The following is a 688-nucleotide window of genomic DNA, read 5'->3' on the forward strand; positions in this document are numbered from 1 at the left end:
ACGGCGTCTTCAACGTCGTCCAGGGCGACAAGGCGGCGGTGGACCGGCTGCTGGAGCACCCGGACGTGCGGGCGGTCTCGTTCGTCGGCTCCACGCCCATCGCCAGGTACGTCTACGAGACCGGCACCGCGCACGGCAAGCGGGTCCAGGCGCTGGGCGGCGCCAAGAACCACATGCTGGTGCTGCCCGACGCCGACCTGGACCTGGTGGCGGACGCGGCGGTGTCGGCGGGCTTCGGTTCGGCCGGGGAGCGGTGCATGGCGATCTCCGTCGTGCTGGCCGTCGACCCGGTCGGCGACGAGCTGGTCGACAAGATCGTCTCCCGGGTCGAGAAGCTGACGGTCGGTCCCGGCGACGACCCCGCCTCCCAGATGGGGCCGCTGGTCACCGAGGTGCACCGCGACAAGGTCGCCTCCTACCTGGAGACGGGCGTGGTCGAGGGCGCCACCCTGGTCGTCGACGGCCGGCGCACCCCGGTCCTGGGCGGCGGCGCCGCCGCCGAGACCCCCGGCTTCTGGCTCGGCCCGACCGTGCTGGACCACGTGCCGGCCGGCTCGCGGGTACACACCGAGGAGATCTTCGGGCCGGTCCTGGCGATCGTGCGGGTCTCCTCCTACGCCGAGGGGCTGAAGCTGATCAACGACGGCGAGTACGGCAACGGCACGGCGATCTTCACCAACGACGGCGG

General features: G+C 72.5%; 1 protein-coding gene. It reads left to right on the forward strand.

What is annotated here, in order from left to right; translation table 11 throughout:
• Nucleotides 1-688, forward strand: a 688-nt coding sequence (locus IEZ10_RS38490) for an aldehyde dehydrogenase family protein (RefSeq protein WP_189251421.1), incomplete at both ends; no start/stop codon positions are given.

The organism is Streptosporangium pseudovulgare (genome assembly GCF_014648055.1).
Taxonomy (GTDB): Bacteria; Actinomycetota; Actinomycetes; order Streptosporangiales; family Streptosporangiaceae; genus Streptosporangium; species Streptosporangium pseudovulgare.